Origin of the sequence: Pseudomonas alkylphenolica, from assembly GCF_004025535.1 — a bacterium.
Lineage (GTDB): Bacteria > Pseudomonadota > Gammaproteobacteria > Pseudomonadales > Pseudomonadaceae > Aquipseudomonas > Aquipseudomonas alkylphenolica_A.
In genome coordinates this window covers 414,194-429,916 of record NZ_QJRG01000049.1, presented here as the reverse complement: position 1 = coordinate 429,916, position 15,723 = coordinate 414,194, and the positions used below count along the sequence as shown (strand labels likewise).

General features: G+C 61.5%; 13 protein-coding genes. 5 read left to right on the top strand and 8 right to left on the bottom strand.

Annotation, left to right across the window (positions count from 1 at the left end; translation table 11 throughout):
- Positions 1 to 50: 50 nt before the first annotated feature.
- Positions 51 to 1,514 carry a glyceraldehyde-3-phosphate dehydrogenase gene (locus tag DM813_RS25545; protein WP_128326178.1) on the bottom strand — a complete coding sequence of 488 codons (1,464 nt, stop codon included), beginning with the start codon at positions 1,512 to 1,514 and terminating at the stop codon, positions 51 to 53.
- A gap of 169 nt (positions 1,515 to 1,683) precedes the next feature.
- Between DM813_RS25545 and mfd the strand changes: the two genes are divergently transcribed.
- Genes mfd through DM813_RS25530 form a run of 3 tightly spaced genes read left to right on the top strand, consistent with a single transcriptional unit; the run spans position 1,684 to position 7,986 of the window.
- A complete protein-coding gene (gene mfd / locus DM813_RS25540) occupies positions 1,684 to 5,133 on the top strand; it encodes a transcription-repair coupling factor (protein WP_128326177.1) in 3,450 nt (1,149 codons plus the stop codon).
- A gap of 10 nt (positions 5,134 to 5,143) precedes the next feature.
- The gene (locus DM813_RS25535) at positions 5,144 to 5,659 is read left to right on the top strand and encodes a CsiV family protein (RefSeq protein WP_128326176.1); all 516 of its coding nucleotides are present in this window, start codon (positions 5,144 to 5,146) and stop codon (positions 5,657 to 5,659) included.
- 2 nt (positions 5,660 to 5,661) lie between these two features.
- Entirely contained in the window at positions 5,662 to 7,986 is a 2,325-nt protein-coding gene (locus tag DM813_RS25530) for a DEAD/DEAH box helicase (protein ID WP_128326175.1), read from the top strand.
- A gap of 101 nt (positions 7,987 to 8,087) precedes the next feature.
- On the opposite strand, the gene nagZ is transcribed toward DM813_RS25530, so the two are convergent.
- The 3 genes from nagZ to DM813_RS25515 are packed head-to-tail and all read right to left on the bottom strand — an operon-like array spanning position 8,088 to position 10,393.
- Positions 8,088 to 9,086, bottom strand: a complete 999-nt coding sequence (nagZ, locus tag DM813_RS25525; protein ID WP_206617437.1) for a beta-N-acetylhexosaminidase — start codon at positions 9,084 to 9,086, stop codon at positions 8,088 to 8,090.
- Between the two features lie 22 nt (positions 9,087 to 9,108).
- Positions 9,109 to 9,633 (bottom strand): L,D-transpeptidase, encoded by a 525-nt coding sequence (locus DM813_RS25520; RefSeq protein WP_128326173.1) that lies wholly within the window; start codon positions 9,631 to 9,633, stop codon positions 9,109 to 9,111.
- Between the two features lie 46 nt (positions 9,634 to 9,679).
- Positions 9,680 to 10,393: a TetR/AcrR family transcriptional regulator gene (locus tag DM813_RS25515; protein WP_128326172.1), complete on the bottom strand. Its 714-nt coding sequence runs from the start codon at positions 10,391 to 10,393 to the stop codon at positions 9,680 to 9,682.
- A 231-nt stretch (positions 10,394 to 10,624) separates the two neighbouring features.
- On the opposite strand from DM813_RS25515, the gene lexA reads away from it, so the two are divergent.
- Both lexA and sulA read left to right on the top strand, forming a co-directional pair.
- Positions 10,625 to 11,236, top strand: coding sequence for a transcriptional repressor LexA (gene lexA, locus DM813_RS25510; RefSeq protein ID WP_128326171.1), 612 nt, complete (start codon positions 10,625 to 10,627; stop codon positions 11,234 to 11,236).
- A gap of 10 nt (positions 11,237 to 11,246) precedes the next feature.
- The gene (sulA, locus tag DM813_RS25505) at positions 11,247 to 11,741 is read left to right on the top strand and encodes an SOS-induced cell division inhibitor SulA (protein ID WP_128326170.1); all 495 of its coding nucleotides are present in this window, start codon (positions 11,247 to 11,249) and stop codon (positions 11,739 to 11,741) included.
- Positions 11,742 to 11,806: 65 nt separating this feature from the next.
- Here the strand turns inward: sulA and DM813_RS25500 are convergent, their stop codons facing one another.
- The 4 genes from DM813_RS25500 to DM813_RS25485 all read right to left on the bottom strand — a co-directional run bounded on the left by DM813_RS25500 (position 11,807) and on the right by DM813_RS25485 (position 15,715).
- The gene (locus DM813_RS25500; RefSeq protein WP_128326169.1) at positions 11,807 to 12,040 is read right to left on the bottom strand and encodes a hypothetical protein; all 234 of its coding nucleotides are present in this window, start codon (positions 12,038 to 12,040) and stop codon (positions 11,807 to 11,809) included.
- Positions 12,041 to 12,089: 49 nt separating this feature from the next.
- A complete protein-coding gene (locus DM813_RS25495) occupies positions 12,090 to 12,611 on the bottom strand; it encodes a DUF6586 family protein (protein WP_128326168.1) in 522 nt (173 codons plus the stop codon).
- Positions 12,612 to 12,752: 141 nt separating this feature from the next.
- Positions 12,753 to 15,365, bottom strand: coding sequence for a type I DNA topoisomerase (gene topA, locus DM813_RS25490; RefSeq protein ID WP_128326167.1), 2,613 nt, complete (start codon positions 15,363 to 15,365; stop codon positions 12,753 to 12,755).
- Positions 15,366 to 15,451: 86 nt separating this feature from the next.
- A complete protein-coding gene (locus DM813_RS25485; RefSeq protein WP_128326166.1) occupies positions 15,452 to 15,715 on the bottom strand; it encodes a DUF1653 domain-containing protein in 264 nt (87 codons plus the stop codon).
- Between the last annotated feature and the right edge of the window lie 8 nt (positions 15,716 to 15,723).

Sequence of the window (15,723 nt, the reverse complement as noted above, 5' to 3'; positions counted from 1 at the left end):
AAAAAAAACGGGAACCCAAAGGTTCCCGTTCTTTCAACACGCTGTGAAGCTTAGCGTGGGAAGGCTGGCGGGTTTACACCGGCCATGTCTTCCATTACGCGCACTACCTGGCAGCTGTAACCGAATTCGTTGTCGTACCAGACGTACAGCACAACACGGTTATCGTTGCAGATGGTGGCTTCAGCATCGACCACACCGGCGTGACGCGAGCCAACGAAGTCGGTGGAAACCACTTCCTGGGAGCTCACGTAGTCGATCTGCTTGTGCAGATCCGAGTGCATGGCCATCTGGCGCAGGTACTCGTTGATCTCTTCGCGGTTGGTGGCCTTTTCCAGGTTCAGGTTCAGGATGGCCATCGACACGTTCGGCGTTGGAACACGAATCGCGTTACCGGTCAGCTTGCCCTTGAGCACTGGCAGAGCCTTGGCGGCTGCAGTGGCGGCACCGGTCTCGGTGATAACCATGTTCAGCGGCGCGGCGCGGCCACGACGGCTGCCCTTGTGGAAGTTGTCGATCAGGTTCTGGTCGTTGGTGAACGAGTGAACGGTTTCGACGTGGCCGTTGACGATGCCGTACTTGTCATTGACAGCCTTGAGCACCGGCACGATGGCGTTGGTGGTGCACGAAGCGGCCGAAATGATCTTGTCGTCAGCGTTGATGTCGCCGTGGTTGATGCCGTGCACGATGTTCTTCAGCGCGCCCTTGCCAGGTGCGGTGAGGATCACGCGGGCAGCGCCCGGGCAGGCCAGGTGCTGGCCCAGGCCGTCGGCGTCACGCCATACACCGGTGTTATCGACGATCAGCGCGTTTTCGATGCCGTACTGGGTGTAGTCGACTTCGCTCGGGCTCTTGGCGTAGATAACCTGGATCAGGTTGCCGTTGGCGGTGATGGTGTTGTTTTCTTCGTCGATGGTGATGGTGCCATCGAACGGGCCGTGAACCGAGTCACGACGCAACAGGCTGGCACGCTTGACCAGATCGTTCTCGGCGCCTTTGCGCACGACAATGGCACGCAGACGCAGACCGTCGCCGCCACCGGTTTTTTCGATCAGGATGCGCGCCAGCAGGCGGCCGATACGACCAAAACCGTACAGAACGACGTCGGTACCTTTACGTGCCGATGCATTCTGCTGACCCACCACGTCAGCCATTTCTTCACGCACGAACTGCTCGGCGCTACGGCCGTTGCCTTCTTGCTTGAATTTGTTGGCCAGCTTGCCCAGGTCGACCGAAGCGGCGCCCAGTTTGAGCTCGCTCATGGCCTTGAGCAGCGGGAATGTCTCGTGGACAGAGAGTTCGGTTTCGTCGGTTTGGCGATGACGAGCAAAGCGGTGCGCTTTGAGGATCGAGATCACCGAACGGTTGATCAGGCTGCGGCCATAGATCGAGCTCACCACATTGTTATTGCGGTAGAGCTGACCGATAAGCGGGATCATCGCTTCTGCAAGTGCTTCACGATCAATCCACTCACCAAGACACTGGTCGGGCTTCTGAGTCACGGGAACCTTCCACATGTAGGGACAGAAAAAAGGGGCTACATTATGACGCCCCGCAGCCCATCGGGCAATGAGCGCCTGTCGCCACCCTCTCACTACATGTAATTAGGCTGCGCAAACCTGACAGCACGGGCCTGTGACCGGTACAATTGGCGTCTTTGTCGCAACGCTTGGAGCTCGACCTCCCGTGCCTGTTCTGCGTCTACCGCATCTGCCGGCCACTGCCGGCAAACAAACCTGGGGCAACCTGCCGGGCGCTGCCCTGAGCCTGGCCATTGCCGAAGCCGCCAGCGCCGCCAAGCGCTTCACCTTGTTGCTGACTGCCGACAGCCAGAGTGCTGACCGGTTGGAGCAGGAGCTGCGCTTTTTCGCGCCCGATCTGCCGGTGCTGCCGTTCCCCGATTGGGAAACCCTGCCCTACGACCTGTTCTCGCCGCACCAGGACATCATCTCCCAGCGGATCTCCAGCCTGTACCGGCTACCGGAGCTCGATCACGGCATTCTCGTGGTGCCGATCACCACTGCCCTGCACCGCCTGGCACCAACCCGCTTCCTGCTGGGCAGCAGCCTGGTGCTGGATATCGGCCAGAAACTGGACGTCGAGCAGATGCGCCTGCGCCTTGAGGCCAGCGGTTACCGCTGCGTCGACACTGTCTACGAACACGGCGAGTTCGCCGTGCGCGGCGCACTCATCGACCTGTTCCCCATGGGCAGCAAACTGCCGTACCGGATCGACCTGTTCGACGACGAGATCGAGACCCTGCGCACCTTCGACCCGGAGACCCAGCGCTCGATCGACAAGGTCGATTCCGTGCGCCTGCTGCCGGCCCGCGAGTTTCCGCTGCAAAAAGACGCCGTGACCCAGTTCAAGGCGCGCTTTCGCGAGCGCTTCGACGTCGACTTCCGGCGCAGCCCGATCTTCCAGGACCTGTCCAGCGGCATTACCCCCGCCGGCATCGAGTACTACCTGCCGCTGTTCTTTGAAGACACTTCGACGCTGTTCGACTACCTGCCACACGACACCCAGGTATTTTCCCTGCCCGGTGTCGAGCAGGCCGCCGAGCATTTCTGGAGCGATGTGCGCAACCGCTATGAAGAGCGCCGCATTGATCCGGCACGTCCATTGCTGCCGCCCGCCGAGCTGTTTCTGCCGGTGGAAGACTGCTTCGCACGCCTGAAAAACTGGCCGCGCGTGGTGGTCAGCCAGGATGACGTCGACAGTGGCGCCGGGCGCGAGCGTTTCCCGGCCAAGCCACTGCCGAACCTGGCCATCGAGGCCAAGGCCAACCAGCCGCTGGCGGCACTCTCAGGGTTTCTCGACCAGTTCCCCGGCCGGGTGTTGTTCACCGCCGAATCGGCCGGTCGTCGAGAGGTCCTGCTGGAGCTGCTCGAACGCTTGAAGCTGCGTCCGCAGACCGTCGAGAGCTGGCACGCGTTCGTTGCCAGTAAAGAGCGCCTGGCAATTACCATTGCACCGCTGGACGAAGGCCTGTTGCTGGACGACCCGGCCATCGCCCTGGTCGCCGAAAGCCCGCTCTTCGGGCAGCGCGTGATGCAACGCCGGCGCCGGGACAAACGCAGCGACGGCAACAACGATGCGGTCATCAAGAACCTTACCGAACTGCGCGAAGGCGCACCGGTGGTACACATTGACCACGGCGTGGGGCGCTACCTGGGCCTGGCGACCCTGGAAATCGACAACCAGGCCGCCGAATTCCTCACCCTGGAATACGCCGAGGGCGCCAAGCTCTACGTCCCCGTGGCCAACCTCCACCTGATCGCCCGCTACACCGGTAGCGATGACGCCCTGGCGCCCCTGCACCGGCTCGGCTCCGAAGCCTGGCAGAAAGCCAAGCGCAAGGCCGCCGAACAGGTGCGCGACGTAGCTGCCGAACTGCTCGACATCTATGCCCGCCGCGCCGCGCGCAAGGGCTATGCCTTCGCCGACCCGTCGGTGGACTACGCCACCTTCAGCGCCGGTTTCCCGTTCGAGGAAACGCCAGACCAGCAAAGCGCCATCGAGGCCGTGCGCGAGGACATGCTGGCAGCCAAGCCGATGGACCGCCTGGTGTGCGGCGATGTCGGTTTCGGTAAAACCGAAGTGGCCATGCGTGCAGCATTCATTGCCGTACACGGCGGTCGCCAGGTGGCGATTCTGGTACCGACCACCCTGCTCGCCCAGCAGCACTACAACAGCTTTCGTGACCGCTTCGCCGACTGGCCGGTGACCGTCGAAGTGATGAGCCGCTTCAAATCGCCCAAGGAGGTCGCCGCCGCCGTCGCAGACCTCGCCGAAGGCAAGATCGATATTGTCATCGGCACCCACAAGCTGCTGCAGGACGACGTCAAGATCAAGGACCTGGGCCTGGTCATCATCGACGAAGAGCACCGCTTCGGTGTTCGCCAGAAAGAGCAACTCAAGGCCCTGCGCAGCGAGGTGGACATCCTCACCCTGACCGCGACACCGATCCCGCGCACCCTGAACATGGCCGTTGCCGGCATGCGCGACCTGTCGATCATCGCCACCCCGCCGGCCCGCCGGCTGTCGGTGCGCACCTTCGTCATGGAGCAGAACAAGAGCACGGTCAAGGAAGCGCTGCTGCGCGAGTTGCTGCGTGGCGGCCAGGTCTATTACCTGCACAACGATGTTAAGAGCATCGAGAAATGCGCCGCCGACCTTGCCGAGCTAGTGCCCGAGGCACGCATTGGCATCGGCCACGGGCAAATGCGCGAACGTGAACTCGAACAGGTGATGAGCGACTTCTACCACAAGCGCTTCAACGTGCTGATCGCCTCGACCATCATCGAGACCGGCATCGACGTGCCCAGTGCCAACACCATCATCATCGAGCGCGCCGACAAGTTCGGCCTGGCCCAACTGCACCAGTTGCGCGGCCGGGTTGGACGCAGCCACCACCAGGCGTATGCCTACCTGCTCACGCCACCTCGCCAACAGATCACTCCGGACGCCGAAAAGCGCCTGGAGGCCATCGCCAATACCCAGGACCTGGGCGCCGGCTTCGTCCTGGCCACCAACGACCTGGAAATCCGTGGCGCCGGCGAACTGCTGGGGGAAGGCCAGAGCGGGCAGATCCAGGCCGTGGGTTTCACCCTGTACATGGAAATGCTCGAACGCGCGGTGAAAGCCATTCGCAAGGGCACCCAGCCGAACCTCGACCAGCCGCTGGGCGGTGGCCCGGAGATCAACCTGCGCTTGCCGGCACTGATTCCCGAAGATTACTTGCCGGACGTGCATGCGCGGCTGATCCTGTACAAACGCATCGCCTCGGCCGTGGACGAAGACGGGCTCAAGGACCTGCAAGTCGAGATGATCGACCGCTTCGGCCTGCTGCCCGAACCGACCAAGAACCTGGTACGCCTGACCTTGCTCAAGCTGCAGGCAGAGAAACTCGGCATCAAGAAAGTCGACGCGGGCCCCAACGGCGGCAAGATCGAATTTGAAGCCGAGACCCCGGTCGACCCACTGGTACTGATCAAGCTGATCCAGGGCCAGCCCAAACGCTACAAGTTCGAAGGCGCCACCCAGTTCAAGTTCATGGTGCCGATGGAGCGCCCGGAAGAACGCTTCAACAACCTCGAGGCGCTGTTCGAGCGCCTGACCCCACAATCTGCGTGAAGGAAGATCCATGCGTGCCATTCGCTGCCTGACCCTGCTACTGGCGTTGTTCACCCCGGCAGCTTTTGCTGAAGGCATCTATCAGGTCGAAATGATTCTGGTCCGGCAGAATGCCGTACCGGCGATCACCAGCCAGTTCGCGCCCGAAGACTGGCGCAATGGCGCACAGACGCCTGCCGAAGGCGACATGCGTCAACCGGCAATGACCGAGGAAGCGGCCAAGCTGACTGCCGACAGCCAGTACACCGTGCTGCTGCACAAAGCCTGGAAGCAGGACGCCGGCACCGTCGCCATCAGCGACGGCAAGGAACAGTTCGGGCACTTTCCAATCGAGGGCAACCTGAACCTGAACGAAGAGCGTTTCATCAGCGTTGAAGCCAACGTCTGGGTCAACCAGTTCGACAGTAACGGTGCCGTGACCCAGAGCGAGCAGCTCAAGCAAACCAACAGCACGGTAAAAAATGGAGAACTGACCTTCCTTGACGGCGGCCACCTGGCCCTGCTGCTCAAGGTCAGCAAGCCCTGAAAATGCCCGAGCAATTGATTGACAACCTCCAGCCACAACCGCGGTTGTGGCTGGGCAGCATCGAATTCAGCGCCTTCGAACCGCGCAATGGCCGCATGCAGCGTCACATTCAGCACCGCGCCGCACTGGCCTTCGGTTATGCCGGCGAATACGTCTGCGGCACCCGCAACAGTGCCATCATCAAGCACGACGCCGAGCATACGCTGCGCATCCAGCGCCAACCCGCCGCCGAGCGCAACCTGCGCGACACACTCCTGCAACTGGGCTTCAAAGTGGCCACGCGTCAGAGCAAGGCCCTGCCGGAAAGCGCTGGCGACCCGTTCGAACTGCCCAATGACAGCGCCTGGCTACGCTTTGTGCTGAGTGAGCTGCCGACCTTGCGTGAACGGGGCTGGCAGATCGAATTCGCCGATGACTTCACCTTCGACCTTACGCCGGTTGACGACTGGTACGCCAATGTCCAGGAAGCCCCGGAGCGTGACTGGTTCGACCTTGAACTGGGCATTGTCGTCGACGGCGAGCGCCTGAGTCTGCTACCCATCCTGCTCAACCTGTTGCGCACGCACCCGGAACTGCTCAATGCCACACAGCTGGCCAGACGCCGCGACGACGAACAACTGCTGGTAACCATTCCGGGCCACACCGGTGGGCGCCGGCCATTGCAGGTCGCCCTGCCCTACGGACGCCTCAAACCAGTGCTGGCCACCCTCGGCGACTTTTACCAGCGCGAGCCAGGCGAAACCAGCCTGCGCCTGGCCACGCCCGATGCCACACGCCTCAATGCCCTGGAAGACATTCCGCTGAACTGGCAAGGCGGCGAGCGGGTGCGCAACCTTGCCGAGCGCCTACGCGACATCCGCCTGCAACCCACCCAGCCCCCCGAAGGCCTCAACGCCACCTTGCGCACCTACCAACTCGAGGGGCTGAGCTGGATGCAGGCCCTGCGCGAACTGGACGTAGGCGGCATCCTCGCCGACGACATGGGCCTGGGCAAAACCCTGCAGACGCTGGCTCACCTGCTCACGGAAAAGAACGCCGGACGCCTGGACCGCCCCGCCATGGTGGTGATGCCCACCAGCCTGATCCCCAACTGGCAGGACGAAGCGGCGCGCTTCGCCCCCAGCCTGCGGGTATTGGCCCTGCAAGGTGTTGGCCGGCGCAAGCACTTCGGCAGCCTTCATGACTACGACCTGCTGCTGACCACCTATGCCTTGCTGCCCAAGGACCTGGCGCATTTCGAAGGGCTGATGCTGCATGTACTGATTCTCGACGAAGCGCAATACATCAAGAGCCCCAGCAGCAAGGCCGCCCAGGCAGCGCGTCAGCTCCAAGCGCAGCAACGTTTGTGCCTGAGCGGTACACCACTGGAAAACCACCTGGGCGAGCTGTGGTCGCTGTTTCATTTCCTGCTGCCTGGCTGGCTGGGAGACGCCAAGGCATTCAACCGCGATTACCGCGTGCCCATCGAGCGCCAGGGCAACGAAGAACGCCTCCAGCACCTCAATGCCCGGATCAAACCGTTCCTGCTACGGCGCACCAAAGAACAGGTTGCCACCGAACTGCCAGCCAAGACCGAGATGGTGCACTGGGTAGAACTCAGCGATGCCCAGCGCGACGTCTACGAGACCATGCGCCTGGCCATGGACCAGAAGGTCCGTGCCGAAATCACCCGCAAAGGCGTGGCCCGCAGCCAGATCATCATTCTTGAGGCGTTGCTGAAACTGCGTCAGGTCTGCTGCGATTTACGCCTGGTCAACAGCCAGGCCTCCATCGCACGCGGCGCCCACTCGGGCAAACTCACCAGCCTGATGGAGATGCTCGAGGAACTGATGGCCGAAGGGCGTCGGGTGCTGTTGTTCTCGCAGTTCACCAGCATGTTGCGCCTGATCGAAGCGGAACTGCAGCAGCGCGGCATCGCCTATGCACTGTTGACCGGAGAAACCCGTGACCGGCGGGCACCGGTGCAGGACTTTCAGAAGGGTCTCCTGCAGATCTTCCTGATCAGCCTCAAGGCCGGTGGCGTGGGCCTCAACCTGACGGCCGCCGATACGGTGATTCATTACGACCCGTGGTGGAACCCGGCCGCCGAAAACCAGGCCACCGACCGTGCGTACCGCATCGGCCAGGAAAAACCGGTGTTCGTCTACAAGCTTATTACCCGCGGCACGGTCGAAGAAAAAATCCAGCAACTGCAGCAGGAAAAATCAGCCCTCGCGGCCGGCGTGCTGGATGGCCGGCAGGCCGGCGACTGGCGCCTTGCGGCCGAGGATATCGACGCGCTGTTTGCGCCACTGCCCGGCAAGCGCAAGGCGTCGAAAGCGAACTGAGTTCGTTGCCGGCGCAGACTGCAACATTTTGCGACCGCAACGCGCTCGATCGCGGATAAATCCGCTCTTACAGGTGAGCGCGCAGCGCTCACCTGGGTTTATCAATCGACCAACTGGGCTTCCTTGAGCGCCCCCAGCGCCTCCAGCCAGCGCGGCTGCTGCCGGTAATCGGTGCGCGCAAAGCCCCGCCCGCGCATCTGCGCAATGCGCGGCGATGGCTTGACCTTCAGCCGTTGCGCCGCCGCAAGGGCCAGTTCTGCCGCAGCACGGTCATTGCACACCAGCCCCATATCGCAGCCCGCACTCAACGCCGCCTCGATGCGACTGGCAGCATCACCGACCACATGGGCGCCTGCCATCGACAGGTCATCGCTGAAGATCACCCCGTCAAAGCCAAGCTCGCCGCGCAGGATGTCCTGCAACCAGCGCCGCGAGAAGCCCGCCGGCTGGTTGTCGACTTGCGGGTAGATCACGTGTGCCGGCATCACCGCTGCCAGCTGACCACTGAGGCGGGTGAACGGCACCAGGTCAGCCGCACGGAGCTGCTCCAGGCTGCGCTCATCGGTCGGAATGGCAACGTGAGAATCGGCCTCGGCCCAGCCATGCCCCGGGAAGTGCTTGCCGCATGCAGCCATGCCCGCAGCGTTCATGCCACGTATAAAGGCACCCGCCAGCGCGGTGGCACGCAACGGGTCACCTTCAAAGGCACGGCTACCGACTACCGCGCTGCGCTGATGATCGAGATCCAGCACTGGCGCAAAGCTCAGGTCCAGCCCCACCGACAGCACCTCGGTGGCCATCAGCCAACCGCACTGCTCGGCCAGGTATTCGGCGTTGTCATTGTCGGCAATCGCGCGCATGGCGGGCAAGCGCACAAAGCCTTGACGCAAACGCTGAACGCGCCCGCCCTCCTGGTCCACCGCAAGAATCAGATCAGGCCGGATGGCGCGGATCGACGCGGTCAGTTCACGCACCTGACGTGGACTGTCGATATTGCGGGCAAAAATGATCAGGCCGGCCACTTCGGGCTGGCGCAAAAGCTGGCGGTCTTCGGCGGTCAGCCAGGTACCGGCGATATCCACCATCAGGGAGCCTTGCAGGCTGGCACTCATACTTGATCCTTCAGTTCAGGGGCGCGCGCGCCCATTCGGGGCACGCGGCTTGTTCAATCCGCACCGGACAATGCAGGGGTACCTGATCGAACAGGTCCAGCAGATCGGCATTGCGCAGGCGCACACAGCCATGGGACAACGGCACGCCCATAGGTTCGCAATCAGGCGTGCCATGCAGATAAATGTAACGACGAAAGGTGTCGACCGGCCCCATGCGGTTGTACCCCGGCTCGCATCCGCTGAGCCAAAGGATACGCGTGAGGATCCAGTCACGCTCCGGGAATTGCGCATGCAACGCCGGCGCCCAGATTTCCCCCGTCCAGCGCCGCCCTCGCAGTACCGCACCCTGGGGTAAACCGGCACCGATTTTGGCTCGCACCTGATGCAGGCCTCGCGGCGTGCAGCCTGAGCCATTGACCTCGCCAGCACCCTTGATGGCCGTGGACACCGGCAGGCGCACGCGCAGCTGCCCCTGGGCGAACCCATAGAGACACTGATCAGCGAGGGAAATATGCAGGAAATCGAGACTGGGCATAGGGCGCTAGCTTAGCCGATGCGGCCCGCTGCGCCCAGCCATTGCATCAGGCCTTGGCAGTGACCGGCGTACTGGACGACTTGCTGCGGGGGCGCAGCTGGGCAGCGGCCATGGCCTCGTCAGTCACGCCCGTGTCGGCACGCATACCCGCTGCGAGGAACGGCACCATCAGGCGCATGACCTGCTCGATCGATGTGTTGACGCCGAAGTCAGTCTCGGCGATGGCGCGCAGGGCCTTGATACCGGACATGCTGAATGCCGCGGCACCCAGCATGAAATGCACGCGCCAGAACAGCTCGATCGGCGGAATGCGCGGTGCGGCCTCGTTGACCAGCAACATATAGCGGCGGAACACCTTGCCGTACATGTCTTCGAGGTAACGCCGCAGGTGACCCTGACTCTGGCTGAAGGCCAGGCCCAAAAGGCGCATGAAAATCGACAGGTCGTTGCCGCTGCGTGGCTGTACCACCAGCGCCTGCTCGACCAGCATCTCCAGCAGCTCTTCGAGGGTGGGCTTGTGCTCGGGACGGGCCTGGCGACGCTCCAGCTCACGCTCGAGACTGGTGCAGAAAGGGCCGAGAAAACGCGAGAAGACCGCCTGGATCAGGGCCTTCTTCGAGCCGAAATGGTAGTTCACCGCCGCCAGGTTGACGCCGGCCTTGCTGGTGATCAGCCGTAACGAGGTTTCGGCAAAACCTTTTTCCGCGAACAACTGCTCGGCAGCATCGAGAATGCGTTCAACGGTTTCCGACTGGGCCATGACTACTCCGCCTGACAAACACTTGTTTGAAACATACGTTTCAAAGCACTGTTTTGTCAAGTCCACACAGACGCTTTGCGGCCACTCGGTCACGTATTAAATCACAGCTGCAAGCCGCAAGCTGCAAGCCGTTCACGCGCCTGAGCGGCTTTTTCTTCAAGCGTGCCGCTTGCAGCTCACCGCTTACTGTATATAATTACAGTCACTGTATAAAAAGACAGAGCGATCGACATGCTAAAACTGACGCCACGCCAAGCTGAGATTCTGGCTTTTATCAAACGCTGCCTGGAAGACAACGGCTTCCCACCGACCCGCGCGGAAATCGCTCAGGAGTTGGGCTTCAAGTCGCCCAACGCTGCCGAAGAGCACCTCAAGGCGCTGGCCCGCAAAGGGGCAATCGAGATGACGCCTGGCGCCTCGCGCGGCATCCGCATTCCCGGCTTTGAGGCCGCCAAAGCTGAAGACAACGGCTTACCGATCATTGGCCGTGTCGCTGCAGGCGCACCGATTCTCGCCCAGCAACACATCGAAGAGTCCTGCAACATCAACCCGGCATTCTTTCACCCCCGGGCCGATTACCTGCTGCGTGTTCACGGCATGAGCATGCGTGACGTCGGCATTGTCGATGGCGACCTGCTGGCAGTACACACCTGCCGTGAAGCCCGCAACGGTCAGATCGTGGTCGCCCGCCTGGGTGACGAAGTCACGGTCAAGCGCTTCAAGCGCGAAGGCAGCAAGGTCTGGCTGATTGCAGAAAACCCCGAGTTCGCCCCTATCGAAGTCAACCTGAAAGAGCAGGAACTGGTGATCGAGGGCTTGAGTGTCGGCGTCATTCGCCGGTAAAGGAGGCGTTATGCAGTTCCCCCCAGCGTCACAGCACGTACCGTTACAAGCACAATTGCCCTTGTTCGAAGCATTCCTGGCCCAGCCAGTTCTGCCCGGACTGAAAGCCAGCAAGCCTGCGCCTCACCCTGGCGCGGCGCAGGTTTTCAGCGAGCTGTCCTTGCGCGGCGCACTGGGGAGCTGCCAGAGCCTGCTGGCACCCGTGCTGCGCGATCTAAGCGAATTGAGCGAAGAGCAGGACGAGCGCTGGCTGACCCTGATCGCGCCGCCTGCCAGCCTGACCCAGGCATGGCTACGGGAGGCGGGCCTGAACCGCGAGCGTATTCTGTTGCTGCGCCCACGTGACAATCAAAGCGCATTGCAATTGGCCTGCGAGGCGCTGCGCCTGGGCCGGAGCCACACCGTGGTCAGCTGGCTGAACACCGTCAGTAGCAGCGCCCGACAACAGTTGAGCAATGCTGCACGTGCGGGAGACGCACAAAGCCTGAACATCCGCCTTGGTTGATGCTCAAGAAAGTGATTAATTGGTTTGGCCTGGCTTCCTCAGGGCGAGGAAGCCACGTTGGGCGATCAATGCAGGACGCGTGGACCGTCGTCTCGATCGATTTCACCTTCAACCAGCTTGCCCGCCATCTGCACGCCAACACTGAGCATGGCCTTGGCCACTTCTACGTGCTGACCTTGCAGAAACGCCTTGGCGTCCTCGGAGAAATCCAGGGTTACCAGGGAGCCTTCGTCCTCGGCGCGGCGCAACTCGATCCGGCCATCAGGCAACTCGACAATTTCTAGAAAGGACGTTGGCATAAAGACTGTTCTCCACGAAAGGCGAGCATTGTACCAGCGAGCGACTTAATCAGCACTCACTCAAGCCCTCGCGAAAGCGAACAGTCAGCGCCTTGAGGTTCTGACGCCAGCCCTCCAGCTCTTCCCGCGAAAGTGCCACAACCTCCGGTTCATCAAGGCTTACCGCCTGAATCAGCGGTTGGGTGACATCAGTTTTTGCGATTTTTTTCGCGACCGGCGGTCGGAACAAATCGGCATAAGCACTCAACAGTTGCGCCAGCCAGGTTTCGCGCTGCTCAGCCAGCTCAACCAGTTCCGCCATTTCAGGAATGGCCACCGCCTCCAGCACTTCACGGGTCAGCAACAGCTCTGCACGTGGCGCACCCGCCTGCGGCAAGCGGTAAAAACCGGCAATCTCGTGACACAAGCCCAATAGCGCACCGTACAGGTGAAACAACGCCGACTCGCGCTCTGCCTGGATCAGCGCCTGGGCGTTCATCGCCCGGCTTTCCTGCGCCTTGCCCATGGCTTCAAGGGCCAGGCCGGCGAAGTAAATCTTCTGGTTGGTGCGGGTGTAGAGTTCCTGGGCCATCTAGGTGCCCTCCGAAAGGCTGCAAGGCGGTGTGTCAATTTACACTACTGCAGCCCTGAAAAGCATCGCGGGGCACGCCCGCCCTTTCAGGTTGGCCCTGAGAAGGTGGAGGTGCCCCGCGACTGGATCAAGCCTGAGTGATCAGCGCTTGTCTTCAACCTTCCAGGCATTGCCGTCGTAGAACGCACGCCAGCCTGTCGGCTTGCCCTCGACCTCGGTCTGCACGTACTGCTCCTTGGTCTTGCGGCTGTAGCGGATCACCGCCGGGCGACCATCGGGGTCTTTCTTCGGTGCTTCGCAAAGGAAGTGGTACTTCGGATCGATTTCGTCCTTGTGCGGAATGATCTCGATCACCAACGGTGCTCGGGTTTCACGGTTTTTCGGGAACTGGCTGGCAGCCAGGAACAGCCCCGAAGCACCATCACGCAGCACGTAGGTGTCGTTGACCTTTTCGCACTTGAGCTCGGGCATCTTCACCGCATCCATCTTCGGCGGCGCCGCTTCACCGCTCTTGAGCAGTTTACGGGTGTTCTTGCACTCGGCATTGGTGCAGCCGAAGAACTTGCCGAAACGGCCGGTTTTCAGCTGCATTTCGCTGCCGCACTTGTCGCACTCCAGGCTCGGCCCTTCGTAGCCCTTGATGCGGTAGTTGCCTTCTTCGATTTCGTAGCCGGTGCAATCCGGGTTGTTACCGCAGATGTGCAGCTTGCGCTTCTCGTCGAGCAGGTAAGCGTCCATCGCCGTGGCGCAGATCGGGCAGCGGTGCTTGTTGAGCAACACGCGCGATTCCGATTCACCCTCGTCGTCAGCAGCGATTTCATCGCCCGGCACCAGGTTCACGGTCGCCTTGCAACGTTCTTTTGGTGGCAGGCTGTAGCCGGAGCAACCGAGGAACACACCGGTGGAGGCGGTTCGAATCATCATCGGCCGGCCGCAATCCTTGCACGGGATGTTGGTCAGGGTTGGCTGATTGGCACGCATGCCCTTCTCGCCATCCTCAGCCAGTTTCAGCTTGGTGCTGAAATCGCCGTAGAACTCGTCCAGAACGTTTTTCCAGTCGCGCTCACCTTGCGCCACGTCATCGAGGTTCTCCTCCATGCCGGCGGTAAAGCCGTAGTCCATCAGGTTGGAGAAGCTCTCGGACAGACGCTCAGTGACGATGTCGCCCATCTTCTCGGAATAGAAGCGGCGGTTGTGCAGGGTCACATAGCCGCGATCCTGAATGGTAGAAATGATCGCCGCGTAGGTGGAAGGACGGCCAATGCCGCGCTTTTCCATTTCCTTGACCAGGCTGGCTTCGGAGTAACGCGCAGGCGGCTTGGTGAAGTGCTGGCTCGGATCGAGCTGGATCAGCTTGAGCACTTCGCCCTGGTTCATCTCGGGCAGTACGTCGTCATCACCTGGCTTGCTCTGCTGTGGCAGCACGCGGGTGTAACCGTCGAATTTGAGGATACGACCCTTGGCACGCAGCTCGAAGTCGCCAGCGGTGACGCTGACGGTGGTCGACAGGTATTGCGCAGGCGGCATCTGGCACGCCAGGAACTGGCGCCAGATCAGCTCGTACAGACGCTCGGCATCACGCTCCATGCCGCTGAGCTTGGTCGGGTGCGTATTGACGTCCGACGGACGAATCGCTTCGTGCGCCTCCTGGGCACCCTCTTTGCTGCCGTAGACGATTGGCGCTTCAGGCAGGTACTTCTTGCCGAATTCGCTTTCGATGTAGCTACGGGCCATTTCCACCGCATCGACCGACAGGTTGGTCGAGTCGGTACGCATATAGGTGATATAGCCAGCTTCATACAGACGCTGAGCCATCATCATGGTCTTCTTCACCCCGAAGCCCAGGCGATTGCTCGCCGCCTGCTGCAAGGTGGAGGTAATGAACGGCGCCGAAGGCTTGCTGCTGGTCGGACGGTCTTCACGCTTGGCAACGGTGTAGCTGGAGGACTTGAGCTTCTCCAGTGCCGCCATGGCCTGGGCTTCGTTCAGTGGTTTGAACGCCTCGCCCTTCTCCCGCGCCACTTCGAAACGCACTTTCGCGTCCTTGGCTGTGCCAAGGTCGGCATGCACTTCCCAGTACTCCTCGGGAATGAACGCACGGATCTCGCGCTCACGCTCGACCACCAGCTTCACCGCTACCGATTGAACGCGACCTGCCGACAGGCCACGGGCGATCTTGGCCCACAGCAGCGGCGAGACCATGTAACCCACCACGCGATCGAGGAAGCGACGGGCCTGCTGGGCGTTGACCCGGTCGATGTCCAGTTCGCCCGGCTGGGAGAATGCTTCCTGGATGGCTTTCTTGGTGATTTCGTTGAACACCACGCGCTTGTAGCGGCTGTCATCCCCACCGATGGCTTCGCGCAGGTGCCAGGCAATGGCTTCCCCCTCGCGATCCAAGTCGGTTGCGAGATAGATGGTGTCGGCATCTTTGGCCAGACGACGCAGCTCTTCGATGACCTTTTCCTTGCCTGGAAGGATCTCGTACTTGGCTTTCCAGCCGTGGTCCGGATCAACCCCCATGCGTGCTACCAGCTGCTTGCGGGCCTTTTCTTTCGGCGACAGGGCCGGTGCTTCACCTGCGGCGGCCTTGCCACGCTTGGCGGCAGGCTCCTTGCTGGCGCTGGCCGAACCGCTGGTGGGCAGGTCTCGGATATGGCCGATACTCGACTTCACCACGTACTGGCTGCCCAGGTACTTGTTGATGGTCTTGGCCTTAGCCGGGGATTCCACAATGACCAGCGATTTGCCCATGGATCGGAAAATTCCTGAATACTGAAAATAAAAACACGGCAGGTACCTGACGCGGCACCGCTATATATAGTGGCAACAGAGTGAGGTCAAGCTTGACGCAATAGCTGCTCAGGCGCCGGAGGAGGAAACTGCTCGGCCTCAGGCGTGATCAAAGCAAAGCGCGGTACGCACTTCCCGTCAACCTCAACCGTCTCGGTAAACATCGTCAGCGGACGCAACCAGCAGCTGAAATCGCCATAAAGCGTCTGGTAAACCACCATCCACTCCTCGGTTTCAGAATGGCGCGCAGTGCCGAACACACGATACTCAGGCCCCTTGTAATGCCGGTATACGCCTGGTTGTATCTGCATGTTGCTCA